Source organism: Aromatoleum toluvorans (genome assembly GCF_012910905.1).
Taxonomy (GTDB): Bacteria; Pseudomonadota; Gammaproteobacteria; order Burkholderiales; family Rhodocyclaceae; genus Aromatoleum; species Aromatoleum toluvorans.
On record NZ_WTVN01000025.1, the window covers coordinates 24,828 to 41,877 of the forward strand.

General features: G+C 69.0%; 11 protein-coding genes. 2 read left to right on the plus strand and 9 right to left on the minus strand.

Annotation, left to right across the window (positions count from 1 at the left end; genetic code table 11):
* Positions 1–7: 7 nt before the first annotated feature.
* From GPA22_RS15495 to GPA22_RS15550, 6 genes are all read right to left on the minus strand, one after another.
* Entirely contained in the window at positions 8–661 is a 654-nt protein-coding gene (locus GPA22_RS15495; RefSeq protein ID WP_169256972.1) for a response regulator, read from the minus strand.
* Positions 658–2,763 (minus strand): PAS domain S-box protein, encoded by a 2,106-nt coding sequence (locus tag GPA22_RS15500; RefSeq protein ID WP_169256973.1) that lies wholly within the window; start codon positions 2,761–2,763, stop codon positions 658–660. The genes GPA22_RS15495 and GPA22_RS15500 overlap by 4 nt, the downstream gene beginning before the upstream one ends.
* On the minus strand, positions 2,760–3,182 hold the full coding sequence (locus tag GPA22_RS15505) for a response regulator (protein WP_169256974.1): 423 nt from the start codon (positions 3,180–3,182) through the stop codon (positions 2,760–2,762). The genes GPA22_RS15500 and GPA22_RS15505 overlap by 4 nt, the downstream gene beginning before the upstream one ends.
* Before the next feature lie 9 nt (positions 3,183–3,191).
* A complete protein-coding gene (locus tag GPA22_RS22640; RefSeq protein WP_211169156.1) occupies positions 3,192–7,769 on the minus strand; it encodes a PAS domain S-box protein in 4,578 nt (1,525 codons plus the stop codon).
* 135 nt (positions 7,770–7,904) lie between these two features.
* Positions 7,905–9,395, minus strand: coding sequence for an AAA-like domain-containing protein (locus tag GPA22_RS15545; RefSeq protein WP_169256975.1), 1,491 nt, complete (start codon positions 9,393–9,395; stop codon positions 7,905–7,907).
* Positions 9,396–9,569: 174 nt separating this feature from the next.
* Positions 9,570–11,378: a DUF4231 domain-containing protein gene (locus GPA22_RS15550; RefSeq protein ID WP_169256976.1), complete on the minus strand. Its 1,809-nt coding sequence runs from the start codon at positions 11,376–11,378 to the stop codon at positions 9,570–9,572.
* A gap of 252 nt (positions 11,379–11,630) precedes the next feature.
* On the opposite strand from GPA22_RS15550, the gene GPA22_RS15555 reads away from it, so the two are divergent.
* On the plus strand, positions 11,631–11,879 hold the full coding sequence (locus tag GPA22_RS15555) for a hypothetical protein (RefSeq protein WP_169256977.1): 249 nt from the start codon (positions 11,631–11,633) through the stop codon (positions 11,877–11,879).
* 54 nt (positions 11,880–11,933) lie between these two features.
* Complete coding sequence (locus tag GPA22_RS15560; protein ID WP_169256978.1) at positions 11,934–12,866, plus strand: hypothetical protein; 933 nt, start codon at positions 11,934–11,936, stop codon at positions 12,864–12,866.
* A gap of 21 nt (positions 12,867–12,887) precedes the next feature.
* Here the strand turns inward: GPA22_RS15560 and GPA22_RS15565 are convergent, their stop codons facing one another.
* The 3 genes from GPA22_RS15565 to GPA22_RS15575 form a co-directional block, all read right to left on the minus strand.
* Positions 12,888–14,741: a sensor histidine kinase gene (locus GPA22_RS15565; RefSeq protein WP_169256979.1), complete on the minus strand. Its 1,854-nt coding sequence runs from the start codon at positions 14,739–14,741 to the stop codon at positions 12,888–12,890.
* A 55-nt stretch (positions 14,742–14,796) separates the two neighbouring features.
* Complete coding sequence (locus GPA22_RS15570) at positions 14,797–15,552, minus strand: sulfite exporter TauE/SafE family protein (RefSeq protein ID WP_169256980.1); 756 nt, start codon at positions 15,550–15,552, stop codon at positions 14,797–14,799.
* Positions 15,553–15,648: 96 nt separating this feature from the next.
* A complete protein-coding gene (locus tag GPA22_RS15575; RefSeq protein WP_211169163.1) occupies positions 15,649–16,944 on the minus strand; it encodes a dicarboxylate/amino acid:cation symporter in 1,296 nt (431 codons plus the stop codon).
* Positions 16,945–17,050: the final 106 nt, after the last annotated feature.

Here is a 17,050-nt window from a genome sequence, read left to right on the forward strand (position 1 = left end):
GTTCCGCTCACTTGTCGGCGGTCGCGATGCCGACGCGGATCGCGTAGCGCACGAGGCCGGGGATGTCGTGGATGTCGAGACGCTCCATGAGCTTGGTGCGGTGGGTTTCGACGGTCTTGGTGCTCAGGTGCAGGCGCGCGGCGATGTCCTTGGTGCTGAACCCTTCGACGATGAGCTGGAGGATCTCGCGCTGGCGCGGAGTCAGCTGCACCGCGGTGCCCTGCTCGTCGCCGACCCGGTTCATGTAGCTTTCGACGACCTGCTTCGAGATCGGCGGGCTCAGGTAGGTCTCGCCGTTCATGACGGCCTTCAGCGCGAGTTCGAGCTCCAGCGTCGCGGAGTCCTTGAGCAGGTAGCCGGCCGCGCCCGAGCGCAGCGCCTGCAGCACGTATTCCTCGCTGGCGTGCATCGACAGCATGATGATGCGGATCTTCGGGTGGCTCTTGCGGATGCGCGCCGTGGCTTCGAGGCCGTTGAGGCCGCGCATCGCGATGTCCATCAGGATCAGGTCGGGGTTGTGGGTGCGCAGCAGGGCGATCGCCTCGCGGCCGTCGCTCGCCTCGGCCACGACCTCGACGCCGCCGAAGCTCTCGAGCAGCGAACGGATGCCGGCGCGCACCAGGGTGTGGTCGTCGGCGACGAGCACGGAGATCGGTTTCATCGCATTTCCTCCGCATGTCGGTTCTCGGTGCGCCGCCGCCGCGGGGGCAGTGGGAAGGCGGCGCGGATCTCGGTGCCCGCCCCCGGCTCGGCGCTGATTTCGAGGCGGCCGCCGACGAGCATGACGCGTTCCTGCATGCCGAGCAGACCGACGCTGCCGCCCTTGGCCGCGAGCCCGCGCGCGGTCTGCACGTCGAAGCCGCCGCCGTCGTCGCGCACGCTCAGGTGCAGCTCGCCGTCGCGCTTGCCGAGAAAGATCCACACCTGCTGCGCCCGCGCGTGGCGCACGACGTTGGTCAGCGCTTCCTGCGCGACGCGGAAGCACGCGGTCTCGATCGCCGGGTGCAGGCGTCGCGGCAGCGGGCTCGCAACGAAATGCGGGGTGATGCCGGAAATCTTGGCCTGGCGGTCCACATGCCAGCGCAGCGCCGCAACCAGCCCGAGCTCCTCGAGCTGCGGCGGGCGCAGGTCGAGCGACAGGCTGCGCACCTGGCTCAGGGTGTGTTCGACGATATGCACGCACTCCTTCAGGCGGCGCGTCTGATCGTCCGACTCGGCCTGCTGCAGTGCGAACTCGATGTTGATCTTCATCGCCGTGAGCGCCTGGCCGATTTCGTCGTGCAGTTCGTGCGCGATGCGGCGGCGCTCCACTTCCTGGGCTTCGAGCACGCGCTGCGACAGCAGCTGCATCCGCTGGCTCGCCTCCTCGAGGCGCGTCTTCGCACGCTCGCGCTCGGTGACGTCGCGGATCGCGGCCGTCACCAGCAGCCCTTCCTCCGCCTCGAGCGGGCTGAGGCTGATCTCGACCGGAAACTCTCCGCCATCCCTGCGCCGGCCGCGCAGTTCGAGGCCGAGCGCGCCCATCGGCCGGTTCGTGGGCGCGCTGCCGTAGTGGTGGCGGTGCTGCGCATGCTGCCCGCGCAGGCGCTCGGGCACGAGGATTTCCAGCGATTCGCCCAGCAGTTCGCCGCGGGCGTATCCGAACAAGGCTTCGGTCTGCGAGTTCGCAAAGATGATCCGGCCGCCAGCATCGGCCACGACCATCGCGTCGGGGGCCGCCTCGAGCAGGCCGCGGAACTTGCGCTCGGCCCGCAGGCGTTCGCCCACCTCGCGCTGCAGCTTCGCGGCGTGCCGCTCGAGCAGCGCATACATCTGCGCGTTCTCGTAGCCGATGATGGCCTGCGCCGCGAGCGTCAGCGCGGTGCGCTCGTCCGCTTCGCCAAAGGCCGCGGCACCGAGCTTGTCGCCGAAATACAGCCAGCCGTAGCGCCTGCGCGTCGACACCAGCGGCACGCCGAGGAAGGCGGAAAGGGGCGGATGGCCGGGCGGCAGGCCGGCCGCGATCGCGGCGGGTTCGGCGAGCCGCACCGGGCGCCTGTCCTGCATCAGGCGCGCGAGCAGCGCGGCAGGCGCGACCGGCGGCTGCGCGAGGCCCGCGGGCAGCGGCAAGTCGACCGAACTGGCCACGTAGTGGCGCAAGCGCTCCGCATCCCGTCCGAAGACGGCCACGGCAGCGTAGCGGGTTCCCATCAGCTTGCGCGCGGCGTGACAGAACAATTCCATCAATTGCTGCGGGTCGCGTTCCGCGACCAGATCGAAACCGAGTTCGAGCAGCGCGGCGAGCTGCAGGCTGACGCCTTCGAGGTTGAGCAGCTGCTCGGCCGCCGATTCGGGTTCGAGTCGGGTCTCTTCAGGTTCGGGCTCCGTGGCAACGGCCGCGGCCGGCGCCGAAGCATCCGCGCCGAGCGCGCCCGCGACGGCGTCGAGAATCTCCTGCGGCCGGCTCGGCTTCGACAGCACGCGCGTGACGCCCACCCCCTGCGCCAGCGTCCGGGCCTCGCCGAGCCGGTAGGTCGCGGTATAGAAGATCACCGGAATGCCTCTCAGGGCCGGATCGGCGCGCATGTGCTCCACCATCGTGCAGCCGTCCATGCCGGGCATCAGGATGTCGCTGATCACGAGCTCGGGCCGCTCGGCGCGCGCCAGTTCGAGTCCCTGCAGGCCGTCGGCGGCCTCCAGCAGGCGGTGGCCGGCGTAGCCGAGCAGGGTCACGAGAAACTGCCGGTTCGTGGGGCGGTCGTCGACGACCAGGATCTTGCTCATGAGCCGTCGCCGGGCTGGACCGGTGCCTTGCGTCCGCTGCCCGTCCGCCGCCTGCGGTGCAGGAAGGTTTCGAGCTGACCGACGAAAGCGCGCGGCACGATGGGTTTCGGGATGTAGCCGTCGAAGCCGGCGGCGAGCACCCGTTCCTGGTCACCGACCATCGCGTACGCGGTCACCGCCACCAGCGGTATCGGTTCGAGGCGCGGGTCGCCCTTGAGGCGGCGCGCGACCTCGTAGCCGTCGATGCCGGGCATCTGGATGTCGCAGACGATCAGGTCGGGTTTCTCGCGCTCGGCGGCCTCGATGCCGGATATCCCGCTCTCGGCGGTGATCGGCGTGTGGCCGAAGGCGGTGATGAGATAGCTCATCAGGTTGCGGTTCGGCGCATTGTCCTCGATGACCAGGATGCGTGCCCCCATGGCGTTCGCTCACTCGTGCGCGGGACTCGCGGCGATCGCCACCGAGTGCCGTGCCCGGCGGTCGCCGTGCACCGACTCGGCGTCGCCCGTCGCCCGGTGCAGCGGCAGGAACAGGCTGAAGCGGCTGCCGCGGCCGTACTCGCTCGCGAATGCGATGTGCGCCCCGATCAGTCCGGCCAGGCGCTGGCACAGGTGCAGCCCGAGCCCCGTGCCTTCCTCGCGATTCACGGTGCCGACCTGCTGGAACGCCTGGAAGAGCTTGGCCTGATCCTCGGGCTGGATGCCGACCCCGGTATCGACGACATCGACTCTGGCCATCGCCTGTCCATTCTCCTCGCATTCAGCCACTTCGACGCGCACGCTGCCGCGTTCGGTGAACTTGACCGCGTTGTTCGCGAAGTTGATCAGGATCTGGCTGAAGGCCCGCCGATCGGTGTGCACAACCACGCGCCGCCGCGGCTGCTTGACGGCGAAGCGGATGCCACGGCTCTCGGCAAGCGGTGCAAGCGCGGCGGCGACCTCGTTCACCACTTCCTGGCAGACCACCGGGGTCGGGTGGAGTTCCACCTTGCCGGACTCGATCTTCGCGAGGTCGAGCAGGTCGTTGATCAGCGACAGCAGATGCTGTGCGCTCATCTCGACGGTGCTGAGCTGCGTCTGCTGGTCCTCGGTGAGCGGTCCGGGCAGTTCCATCAGCAGCGTGCCGGTGTAGCCGATGATCGCATTGAGCGGCGTGCGCAGCTCGTGGCTGATGCTCGCAAGGAAGCGGTCCTTGGCGAGGTTGGCGTTTTCCAGCTCGAGGTTCTTTTCCTGCAAGGCCTGCTCGAAGATCGTGCGCTCGGTGATGTCGCGCGCGGCGGCGAACACCCCGCGCAGCTCGCCGGACTGGTCGGTGAAGGTCGTCGCGTTGTAGCTCACGACGGTCTGGTTGCCATCCTTGTTCCGCACCGTGAGCTCGTAGTTCGTCACGCGCCCCTCCTGCAGCACCAGCCGGATCGCCTCGTCGGCCCGCGCCGGCTCGGTGACATAGTTCCGGCACGGCGTGCCGATCAGCTCCTCGCGCGTGCAGCCGGTCAGGATCTCCATCTGCTGGTTGACGTCGCTGATCACGCCCAGCGCGTCGGTCGTCATCATCGCGTCGATGTTCGATTCGATCAGCGAGCGCGTGTAGATCTGCTGGGCGCGCAGCTGCCCTTCGAGTTCCTTCTGCGCCGTGATGTCGCGCGCCACGGCGAGGATGCCCAGCGGGGCACCGGCCGCATCGGTGAACACGCCGGCGTTGAAGCTCACCATCAGGCGGCGGCCCGCGCGGGTCACGAGGACCAGCTCGTAACCGATCACGCGCCGTTCGGCGAGCGTCTGCACGACGGCGGCGCGCGCGCGGCCCGGCTCGGTGAAGTAACCCTGGAACGGCGAGTTCAGCAGATGCTTGCGGGTGAAGCCGGTAAGCCGCGTCGCCTCCTCATTCACGTCCGTGATGAGGCCGTCGGGGGCAATCGCAAACAGCGCATCGGGCGAAGCTTCGATCAGCGAGCGGTTGTAGGCCTGCTGCTCGACGACCTGGTTCTGCAGCCGCGACTGCTCGGAGACGTCGCGCGCGGACGCGAAGATGCCGGCAATCCGCCCGTCGGCGCCGCGGAACACCGAGGCGTTGACCGAAACGGTCGCCTTGCGCCCGCTCTTCGCGCGCAGCACCAGCGCATAGTTGGTGACCACGCCCTCGGCCAGCGTGCGGCGCAGGCCCAGGTCCGCGCTCGCCGGATCGCTGAAATACTGCTTGAACGGCGTGCCGACCAGTTCGCCGCGCGGAGTGCCGGACAGGCGGCACATGCTCTCGTTGACGTCGGTGATGAAGCCCTCGGGGTCCACGGTGACGAGGCCGTCGACCGAAGCCTCGATGAGGCCGCGCAGGTAGGTCTGCTGCTCGCGCAGCTGCTCCTCGAGGCGCACGCGGTCGGTGATGTCGCGCGCCGACGCGAAGATGCCGCGCACGAGCCCGGCCGCATCCTTGAACACCGACGCGTTGAACGACACCTGCAGTTCGCGCCGCGAGCGCGCCACCAGGGTCAGCGCCAATTCCGTGACGTAGCCGACCTCGAGCGTCTGCTCGACGCCCGCGCGCGCCTGCTCGGGCGACGTGAAGTAGTCGGAGAACGGCGAACCGAGCAGCTCCGTACGGCTGTAGCCGGTCATGTGGCACATGCGGTCGTTGACGTCGGTGATGAAGCCCTCGGGGTCCACCGTCACGAGTCCGTCCACGGACGATTCGATGAGGCCGCGCAGGTAGCCCTGCTGCTCGCGCAGCTGCTCCTCGAGTTTTTTCTGCTCGGTGATGTCGCGCGCCGCGGCGAACACCCCCTGCAGCTTGCCGGCCTGGTCGTAGAAGGTCGTTGCGTTGTACGCGACACGCGTCGTGTCGCCCTTCTTCGAGCTGACCGTGAGCTCGTAGTTGGTTACGCGCCCTTCCTGCAGCACCTGCCGGATCGCCTCCTCGGCGCGCGCCGCTTCGGTGAAGAACTGCTTGAACGGCAGGCCGATGAGTTCTTCGCGGGCGCAGCCGGTGAGCGTCTCCATCTGGCGGTTGACGTCCGTGATGATGCCCAGCGGGTCGGTGGTCATCAGGCCGTCGATGTTCGACTCGACCAGCGAGCGGGTGTAGAAATGCGAGTCCTGCAGCTTTTCCTCGAGCTGCTTGTGCGCCGAGATGTCGCGCGCGGAGGCGAAGATGCCGCGCACGTTGCCGGCGGTGTCGCGGAACACCGCGGCGTTGAGCGAGACGGGCAGCTCGCGGCCGTCGGCGAGCTGCAGCGTGAGCACGTAGTTGGCGACCGAGCCTTCGCGGAACGTGAGCCGCACGCCTTCGGCCGCCCGTTCCGGGTCGCGGAAATAGGCGGGGAACGCGGAACCGACGAGCTGGCTGCGCCGCCGGCCGACGAGGCGGCACATCGTCTCGTTCACGTCGGTGATGCGCATCGCCTCGTCGACCGTCACCAGCCCGTCCACCGAGGCTTCGATGAGACCGCGGTTGTAGGCGCGCTCGTCGGCGAGCTGGGTCTGCAGGCGCGCCTGCTCGGTGATGTCGCGCGCCGAGGCGAAGATGCCGCGCACCGCCCCCGCCGCATCGCGGAAGATCGCCGCGTTAAGCGACACCAGGCGCTCGCGCCCGTCCTGGCCGAGCAGCCTGAGCTCGTAGTTCGTCACTGCGCCGGTATCGAGCGTCAGGCGCACGCCCTCGGCGGCCCGCTTGTGGTCGGCGAAATAGTCCGGGAAAGGCGAACCGATGAGCGCCTCGCGCGCGTAGCCGGTCAGGCGGCACATGCTCTCGTTGACGTCGGTGATCACCATCAGCGGATCGACGATGATCAGGCCGTCGAGCGAGGCCTCGATCAGGCCGCGGTTATAGGTGCGCGCCTCGGCGAGCTGCGCCTGCAGGCGCGCCGGTTCGGTGATGTCGCGCGCGGACGCGAAGATGCCGCGCACGTCGCGCGACGGGTCGCGGAACACCGAGGCGTTGAACGACACCTGCAGCTCGCGGCGGTCGCGCGTCGCAAGGGTGAGCACGTAGTCGGTGACCACGCCCTTGTCGAGGGTCTCGCGCACGCCCGCCTCGGCTGCCTCGGCGTCGACGAAGTAGTCCGCAAAGGGCGTGCCGACGAGGTCCTCGCGCCCGTAGCCGGTCATGCGGCACATCTGCTCGTTCACGTCGGTGATCACGCCGGCCGCGTCGACCGCGATCAGGCCGTCGACCGACGCTTCGATCAGGCCGCGGTTGTAGGCCTCCGATTCGCGCAACTGATACTCGAGCTTCTTCTGCTCGGTGATGTCGCGCGCCGACGCGAACACGCCCTGCAGCTTGCCGTGCGCATCACGGAAGGTTGCGGCGTTGTACGACACCAGCGTCGTGCGGCCGTCGCGCGCGCGCGCCGTGAGCTCGTAGTTGGTCACGCGGCCGTGCTGTAGCGCCCGCTTGATGCCGGCCTCGGCGCGCCGCGGATCAGTGAAGTAGAGCTTGAACGGCGAGCCGATCAGCTCCTCGCGGGTATAGCCGGTGAGGGCTTCCATCTGCTGGTTGAGGTCGGTGATGACGCCCAGCAGGTCGGTCGTCATCAGCGCGTCGATGCTCGATTCGATCAGCGAGCGGGTGTAGAACTGCGTCGCCTGCAGCTCGCCGGCGAGCCGGCTCTCTTCGGAGATGTCCTTCGAGATCAGCAGATAGCCGTTCACCTTCCCGTTGCCGTCGTGGCGCGGCGTGAGCGTCACGCGTGCGGTGAACTGCTCGCCGCTCTTGCGCACCCGCCGCACCGTGCCTTCCCACTTGCCGTCACGCAGCGCGGCGCGCAGGATCTGCTGCGGCAGGCCGGCACGGACGTCTTCGGGGGTATGCAGCATCGCGCCCGCCGCCCGTCCGACGACATCCTCGGGCGCATAGCCGTAAAGCCGCCGGGCACCTTCGTTCCAGAGCACGATCTTGCCCGAGAGATCCTGGCCGATGATCGAATACTCGGTCGACGCCTGCAGGATGCTGGAGATGAATTCCACTGCACTGCCGGCGTCGCCGACGATGTTGCGGTCGAACAGCTGGGTCATGGTCATTCCAGGGGATGCGGGAGTGGAGGCACGGATGAAAGCGGCACACGCCGCGCGACGCCGGCACTCCCAATGTCATCATAGCAGTCACCTCCGCGATGGCCCGGCGGTGCGGACAGGGGATCCGGAAACAATTTATGGCAGGTGGTGTTCGAGATAGGCCGCGTACAGCTGGCAGCGCGGCCGCGCGTCGTGGGCCGAGTTGCCGGCGAGGATGCCGGCGCTGCGCAGGCGGTAGAAATGCTGCGCCGACGGGCTCGAACGCCCGCGCAGGACCTCGCGCACCGTCTCGCCGAGGCCGCGGTCCGGATGCAGCGCGAGCAGCAGCCGGCGCAGATGCTCGCCGAACGGGCCGTCATCGAGGCAGCTCTGCTGCTCCAGCGCCGCAAGACCGACACGCGCGGTCGCCATGCGGTGCAGGCCGTTGCGCACGAGGTAGGGCTGTCCGCCCACAAGGCGGTAGAAACCCGCGAGTTCCGCATCGCTGCGCAGCGGCGCGCCATAGCACTGGTTGAGGTGCAGCACCTGCTCGAAGTTGAAGTCTTCGAGCGCCAGCCGGGTACCGACGTTGAACGGCGACGGCTGAAGGTCCTCCCTCAGCAGGTGGGCTTCGGTGGCATAGGCGATCGCCACCGTCAGGCGCGACCACGCCCCGTTGCGGTCGATCGCGCGGGCGTTGTGCCAGGTGCGCAGCAGGCCGAACACCTCGTCGGCGAACTCGCATCCGATCAGCCGATCGGCCTCGTCGATCGCCCACACCAGTGGTCCGGTGATGCGCTCGAGGACTTCCTGCAGCATGAAGCGTTCGAAATTCCGATTGGGCCCGAGCTGCGGATCCCAGTCCGTCTCCGGCCGGACCGCGAGGCCCAGCTGGTCGGCGAGCATGCGCGCGAGCGACTGGTACAGGTGATCGAGCGATGCGAGCTGACTCGCGTTAAGCGTCTGCAGGTCGGTCCACACCACGCGCCGTTCGGCCGCGCGGGCGCGATGCACACCCTGCGCGAGCAGCGAGGTCTTGCCCACCTGCCGCGCGCCCTTGAGCAGCACGAGACTGTCCTGGCGCGCGACGGCGGCATGGAACTCGGCGTCGACGGCGCGCTCGACGTAGAACGGCGAGTCGACCTGCACCGCGCCGGTCGGCGGCTCCAGCGCGGTGCGCGCCGGTTCGTCGAGCGGCGGCACGGCGACCTCCACGTCCAGGACGTCCCCGCGGCCGGCCATGGCGCCTTCGGCGAGCAGGCGATGCACCGCCGCGCACAGCATCTCGCGATGCGCCTCGATCGGCACGGGATGGGCATCGACCCACTGGCACGTGCCGAGGTAGTAGCGCAGACGCTGCGGCACCACGTCCTCGACGCGCACCGGCAGGATCGACACCGCGTGCTCGGCCGCCAGGCTCAGCTCGCGCTTGACGTGCAGCGAGCGGTCGGAGTGGCTCGAAATGATCACCAGCAGCACGCGGCTGCGCGGGATCGCCTCGATGATCGTCTCGTCCCAGTGCTGGCCGCCGGGAATGTCGCGCGGCGCGATCCAGCAGGGAATGCCGTCCTGTTCCAGGTTCGCGCAGATCGTCGCGGCGTGGCCGCGGTCGCGCTGGGAATAACTGATGAAAACCTGATGGTCCATGTTCCTGTGTCCGATGGTCGGCGCTGCGCCCTGCGGACCGCTCGACGATGTACGGTCGGGATCACCGATGCGGGCGTTCGTGCGCCAGAATCGGTGCAGGATAGTCCGCGGCGGCGCAAGGAAAAATCAGGCGCTCCCTGAAATTCCGCCGCCGAATGCCTGAACCCTGCGCGCTCAGTTCGGCAGGATCAGGCGGCGCTTCATGAAGATCACGCGCCAGTCGAGCAGTTCGCCGCTCATCGTCTCGGCCGCCTCTTCGGCCGCGCTCGCGAGCCGCTGCAACGAGCAGGCGCTGCTGCTCCGGAGCCTGCTGCAGAACTCCGACAGCCGCTCGTGCATCGCCGCCGATCGACTCGCGATGCGCTGGAATTCGCCCTGATTCAGGATGCCCGAGCAGGCCGCGCTGAACGCCGGCAGCGCCGCAGCGGCGAGCGTCAGCCAGCGGCCGATCTCGCCGTGGATCAGCAGATGGGCGGCGCAGGCCGCGAGCGTGAGGCCGAACAGGCCGCCGGCGGCGAATTCGGTGCGGCGGGCGATGCGCGCGCAGCGGCGGGCATTGCCGCGGTGGTAGGCGGCCTGGGCCGGCAGTTCGTGGCACGCGAGATAGCGCGCGTAGGCGGCGAGCAAGCCGCGATCGATGCGAATCGGCAACAGGCCCGCCTCGCGGATCACCGCATTCAGGTACCAGTTGCCCCAGCCGTCGCGCGGGTCGCCGTCGCGGTGGTGGCCGGGCACCGCCAGCGCCGGTGTCGTGAGGCCGAGCGGCAGCAGGAAACGCATGTGCCGCAGCTGTTCGGCGAGCAGGCGGAACTCCATCCAGCGCTGATGCCAGCGGCTGCGGTTGCCGACCACCGTGACCGCGACGATCACCGCAATCAGCGTCAGCTCGCCGACGATGAAGGGCCCCCATTGCTCCGGCGGCATCCCCAGCGCATAGCCGAGCAGCGAGAAGAGCACCGCCAGCGCCGACAGCAGGTAATTGAGCACGAAGGAGCAGCGATAACGCCCCGCGCACCGGCTCGCCGCGCAGTCGGCCCACAGGAAGTGGCGACGGCAGCGCGCGTCGATCTGCGCCGCGAGTGCGGCCGGCAGCCGCGCATCGTCGTCCGCGCGCGGCGCGGCGCGCGCGGACGCAGCCCCGGTTCCGGCATCGCCCCCCTGCCCCGGCGGCCCGCGGCGCCCGGCGTCACGCCGCCCGATGAACATGCGGCAGAACGCCGCATATACGGACAGCCAGCGCGCACGCCACGCCGGAACCGCCTGCCACCAGCCGCCGCAAGGCGCCTCGCGCGGCGGCATCAGGCGCGCTTCGAGCACCTCCGCCAGGCGCTCCAGCGCGCTGCCCTCCCCGGTGGCGGCATCGTCGTCGGGGTCCAGCAGCAGGCGCAGTTCATGGGGCGCGCCGGCGTGCAGCCACAGCGTGGGAATGCCCCGGCTCAGCGCGTCGCGGACGATCTCCCCGGTGCCGCCCGGACCGCCCGGATGTGCACCGTTCCAGATCGCGATCAGCACGTCGCTCTGCGCGAGCAGCACGCGCCCGAGCGCCCGGTAGGCGTCGTGACGCGAGATCTCGTCATCGTGGCGGCCGGGCAGTTCGAACACCGCCGAGGCGCGTGCGAGCAGGCTGCGGAAATCCTCGCGCGAGGCCGCGGCGGCGAAATCCCGCTCGTAGGTCGCGCGCGGAAACGGCAGCGGACACTGGATCTCCATATCGAGCGCGAGCGCCTCGCCGGCCACCAGGCGGTCGGCCCCTTCCGCAAGCGGCGTGACCACGCGCAGCAGCGGTGCCCCGCCGGCGTATTCGCTCGCCGCCGCATGTTGCACCGCCTGCGCCGTGCGCCGCAGCGCGGCGAGGATCTCGCGGATCTGCGCGCGCAGGCGCTCGTCATCGGCGTGCGACAGGCCTTCCGGGCGATGGCCGGTGACGCCGACCCTGAGCGCCAGCCTGATCGCCGGCGCGCGCTTCGATTCATCGCCTTGCATGGACTTCTCCTCGTATCGGACATGCCGGCGGCACCCGCGCCGCCCGGCTCGGTGCACAGTTTCCGCGTCGCGGCGGCGAGGCGAAATCGGTCTAAACCTGATCCCGAAATCAGTCATCGCCTGATTGTTGGTTTCCGCCGCGATTTTGATAATTCATCCCACGGCAAGCGGACCAGGCCTCTCGCTGCAAGGGGTGCCGCACTGATAGGCGGCCCGCACCGTACCTACATACATAACAGGAAGGAGCCCCCAATGAACCTGCGTGAAGACCAGCAACTCTTGGGCAGACACCAACCGAGCTTTCGACTGCCGTGGCTGCTGCGTCCGGCGAGCGCCCCCGCTACGCCGCGCCGCGAGAAGGCGGATTTCGAGCACCAGCCGCCCCGCCGGAGCCGCAACGCGAAGACGAACCCTTCGCCGCGCCTTCCCGCGCCCACCCATGAGTTCAGCGACAGTCTGGCGGGCATCCTCGCCGTCACCCGCAAGGACTTCGGTCTGTGACATTTCCCCGACTCTTGAATCGCCCGTGCTGACGCGGGCACAAGGAGAGCAATCATGAAAAGCCATATCACCCTGACGACCCTTACCACCCCGACCCCCTTCGTCCGCAACATCGCCCCGGCGCTGTTCGCGATTGCGCTGCCGCTCGCCGGCCTCTCACTGCCAGCCTTTTCGGCCGAACCCACCGGCAGTGGCAGTACCGGCGCAGCGGCCGCCACCGGCCCGCAGCGTGCGGTGGTCGAACAGAAGCTGCGCCTGCTCGAACAGCTCGCCAACGCGCCGGCCAGCGCGGCCGAGCCCCCCGAGGCCGCCGACCGCCGCGCGCAGGTCGCCGGACTGGTCGCCGACGCCCGCAAGACGCTCGCGGCAGGGCAGACCGAGCAGGCCGGCAACACGCTCGACGAGGCGATCCGGCTCGCGTCCACCGGCGCGCAGCGCAAGGTGCTCAGCGAGAACAGCCACCGCGCCCACCTGCAGGACCTGCTCACGGAGCTCGAGGCCTACCGCAGCCACGTGCAGCAGCTCGAAAAGGATCCGCAGCTCGGCAGCGCCGCGCAGACGCTGCGCCAGCGCATCGACCAGATGACCGGCGAGGCCGCCCGGCACAACGCGGCCGGCCGCTTCGGCGACGCGCACCGGCTGCTGACCGCTGCCAACCAGCTCGCGACCAGCGAGCTCGGCAAGATGCGCGACGGCAAGACGGTCGTCGTCGAGCTGAAGTTCGACAGCCCCGCGGACGAGTTCGCGCACGAGCAACGACGGCTGCAGGATCACCAGATGCTCGTGAAGCTGGCCCTTGCCGAAGGGCGCGGAGACGGGGACCGGCGTGCGCTGGTCGACAGCAAGGTCGCCGAGAGCGAACGCCTGCGCAACGAAGCCGAGGTCCAGGCTCGGGGCGGCAGCTACACCGAGGCGGTCGGCACGATGGAAAAAGCCTCCACGGTGCTCGAGCACGCCCTGCGGAACCTCGGCATGCCGGTGTTCTGATGCAGGTGACGAACTCGCCGGTCAGGGCGCCGGCGCGAGCGGAAGCTCCAGCGTGAAGACGGCACCGCCGTCCGGCTGGTTGGCGCCCTGCAGGCTGCCACCGAAGTCGCGGACGATGCCGGCGGAAATGGCCAGGCCGAGGCCCAGGCCCTCCCCCGCCGGCTTGGTGGTGAAGAAAGGCTCGAAAAGATGCGGCTGCACCTCGTCGCTGAGACCCGGCCCATGGTCGCGGACCTGCAGCCGCACCACGCCGTCGGCGCGCTCGCAACGCAGCTCGAGCCGCGGCCGGTCCTGGCCGGCCATCGCATCCAGCGCATTGCCGATCAGGTTGACCAGCACCTGCTCCAGCCGGTTGGCGTCGCACATCGCCACGGGCTCGTCGTCGGTGGGGCAGTGCCACTCCACCTCCACCGCACTGCGCCGCAGGCGGGCCTCGAGCAGCCCCAGGGCATTGTCGATCGCGTGACACAGGCGCACCGGCTCCGACAGTCCGCTCGACCTGCGTGCGAAGTTGCGCAACTGGCCGGTGATGCGGCCCATGCGGTCGGCCAGATCGGCGATGCGGTCCAGGTTGGCGCGCGCGGTGGCGGCATCACCGCGTTCGAGGAAGCGCCCGGCATTGGTCGACAGCGTGCGCAGGGCGGCGAGCGGCTGATTCAGCTCGTGGGCGATGCCGGTGGACAGCTGCCCGATCACCGCCAGCTTGCCGGCCTGCACCAGTTCGTCCTGCGCCGCACGCAGCGTGCGCTCGGCGCGGATGCGCTCGGCGACTTCCGCCTGCAGCTTCTGGTTGGTCGCGGACAGGTCGACGGTGCGCTCCTCGACCTTGCGTTCCAGTTCGTCGTGCGCCTTCTGCAGCGCCTCGCGCGCCGCCAGCCGGTGGCGCAGGTGGCGGCGGCGGTCGGCGACGATGACGCCGAGCATGCACAGGCAGGCGGTAGCGATCGCCGCCAGCGCTGCACGGCTCTGCGCGAGGCTGTCGACCTGCTCGAGCTGCGACATCACGGTCAGCGTCCACGGCGTGCCCGGCAGCGCACGCGCCTGGGCAAGGAAGCGGCCGCTCACCGGATAGACGGACACGGTCGCCGGCCCCTCGGCGGCGATCCGCACCAGCCGGGTACCCGGCCCGTAGTCCTCGATGTCGCGCACGCCCAGCGGCTGCAAGGCACGGCGGTTGTATTGCTGGGTATGGTCGAAGGCCGCGCGCGTCTTGTCGTCCAGCGGGCGCAAGGTGGTGAACTTCCAGCCGGCGACCGCCGACAGGATCACCACGCCATTCTCGTCGGCGACCAGCACCGGCGCCTCCACCGTCGACCACGACTTTTCCAGCTGTTCGAGGCTGACCTTGACCACCGCCACGCCCAGGGCTTCATGCTCGCCCGTCAGCATCGCGGCGAGATAGTAGCCGGGCTCGCCGCGCGTCGTGCCGATGCCGAAGAAGCGGCCGCTGTTGGCGGTCATCGCGTCGCGGAAGTAGGGGCGAAAGGACAGGTCCTCGCCGACGAAGCTGTCCGGGCGCCGCCAGTTGCTCGCGGCCAGCACCTTCCCGCGCGTGTCCATGACGAAGATCGACAGCGTGCCGGCACGCTCGTTGAGCTGCTCGAGATAGGCATTGACGCGCTCGACCGCCGCTCCGTCCGACGGCCGCACCAGGAGATCGAGCACCGACTGCTGGAGGTTCAGCGTGCCGGGCAGGAAGGCGTACTTGCTGATCTCGCGCTCCAGGCTCGCGGCGTACAGGTCGAGCCGGTGCAGACCGGTCGCCTGCAGCTCGGCGACGCCCAGCCGCTGTGCGACGCGGTAGGCGCCATAACCGCTCAGCCCGACAAGAACCAGGCAGAACAGCAGCAGCACCAGGGAACGGGAACGGATCATGGGGAAACCGCCGGGTGGAATGGCTATGGTAGCAGCGTCCTCACGTGGCAAGTCCTCACGCGGCAAGATCCGCCAGCTGCTTGACGATCAGCACGACGACCACGCCGAGGAAGGCCTTGCGGATGAAGCCGGCCCCGTGCTTGAGCGCGAAATGCGTGCCGACATAGGCCCCCGCCAGGTTGCATACCGCCATCGCCAGACCGATCTGCCACAGGATCGGCCCGTGGCTGGCAAAGAAGGCGATCGCCGAGAGGTTGGTGGCGAAATTGACCATCTTCGCGCTGGCCGATCCCTGCACGAAATCCATGCCGAACAGGCGGATGAAGCCGAAGATCAGGAAGCTGCCGGTGCCGGGGCCGAAGAAGCCGTCGTAGACGCCGATGATGCCGCCGAACAGGGCCCCCTTCCAGCGGTCAGCGCGCGTCACCACGCGGGTCACGCGGTGGCCGAGATCCTTGCGCGCGAACGTGTAGAGCGCCACCGCGATCATCAGCACCACCACCAGCGGGCGCATCGTCTCGCGCGGCAGCAGCGCCACCAGCGCCGCCCCGCCCCACGCGCCGCCCAGCGCGGCTGCGGTGGCCGGCAGCACGACCAGCCAGGGGATGGACACGCTGCGGCGATAACGCCACAGTGCGGCGCCGGTGCCGGCGATGCTCGACACCTTGTTGGTGCCGAACAGGGTCGGGATCGCGGTCTGCGGGAACTGCGACAGCAGCACGGGAATCTGGATCAGGCCGCCACCGCCCACCACGGCGTCGACCATGCCGGCGAAGAAGGCAGCGGGAGCGAGGATGTACCAGTCGATCATGTCGTTCAGCAAAAAGGGCCCGGTGCACGGCACCGGGCCCGAGGGTTGATTCTGCGTTTCGGCTCGACCGGCCCCCGGCCGGGACCCCGACCCGCCTCAGGCAGCCTGCGGCAACTGCTCGCCCGGCGCCGGCAGCGCCTCGTCGGCGTCGGCCAGCTCGGGATCGACCGCTTCGACCGCCCCTTCCCACTTTGCCACCACCGCCGTGGCAATGGCGTTGCCCAGCACGTTGGTTGCGCTGCGCCCCATGTCGAGGAAGTGGTCGACGCCGAGCACCAGCAGCACGCCCGCCTCGGGCAGGCCGAACATCGGCAGCACCGCGGCGACCACCACCAGCGAAGAACGCGGCACGCCGGCAATGCCCTTGCTCGACACCATCAGCACCAGCAGCATGGTGATCTGGCTCGTCAGCGTCATCTCGATGCCATATGCCTGGGCAATGAACAGGGCCGCGAACGTCGTGTAGATCATCGAGCCATCGAGGTTGAAAGAATAACCCAGCGGCAGCACGAAGCCGGTGATGCGGTTGCTGACGCCGAACTTCTCGAGCTGCTCCATCACCTTCGGATAGGCCGATTCGCTGGTCGCCGTCGAGAACGCGATCAGCATCGGGCTGCGCACCAGCTTGACCAGGCGGAACACTTCGCGGCCGAGAACGAGGTAGCCGCCGAGGATCAGCACCGCCCACAGCGCTCCCAGCGTCAGGTAGAACGCCAGCATGAACTTGCCGAACACCAGCAGCATGCCCGCGCCCTGCGTCGTGATGACGCCCGCCACCGCCCCGAACACGCCGAACGGCGCCATGCGCATCACGTAGTCGGTGACCTTGAGCATCACGTGGACGACGTCGTCCATGGTGCCGACCAGCGAGCGCGCCGACTCGTTGTGCAGGTGGCCCAGCGCGAGGCCGAAGAACACCGCGAAGACGAGGATCTGCAGGATGGAGTTGCTCGCCATCGCCTCGACGATGCTCTTCGGGAACACCTGGATGATGAAGTCCTTGAGGTTGAGCGCGCCGGTCTTCAGGTTGGTGGCGGTGCCCGCCTCCGGCAGCGCGATGCTCATCCCCACGCCCGGGTGCAGCAGGTTCGCAGCGATCAGGCCGATCGTCAGCGACACCAGCGACGCGCCGACGAACCACATCAGCGCACGGCCGCCGATGCGCCCGACCGCCTTCGTGTCACCCATGTTGGCGAGGCCGGCCACCAGGGTCGCGAACACCAGCGGTGCGATGATCATCTTGATCAGGCGCAGGAAGATGTCGGTCAGCACGCCGAAATAGCCGGCGATCTCCTTCGCGGCCTCCGGGCTGCCCGCCGTCATGTTGCAGACATAGCCGACGATCACGCCGAGCACCATCGCGATGACGATCCAGGTCGTCAAGCGGTTCATTTTCACTGGCAGTCTCCTTTCGTATGCGCCTCGCCGGGAGGCGGGAAGTGTTGCTTTCCCATTGCACGTGACGTGCCAGCCAGAATGAAATGCAAGCCTATGTTTT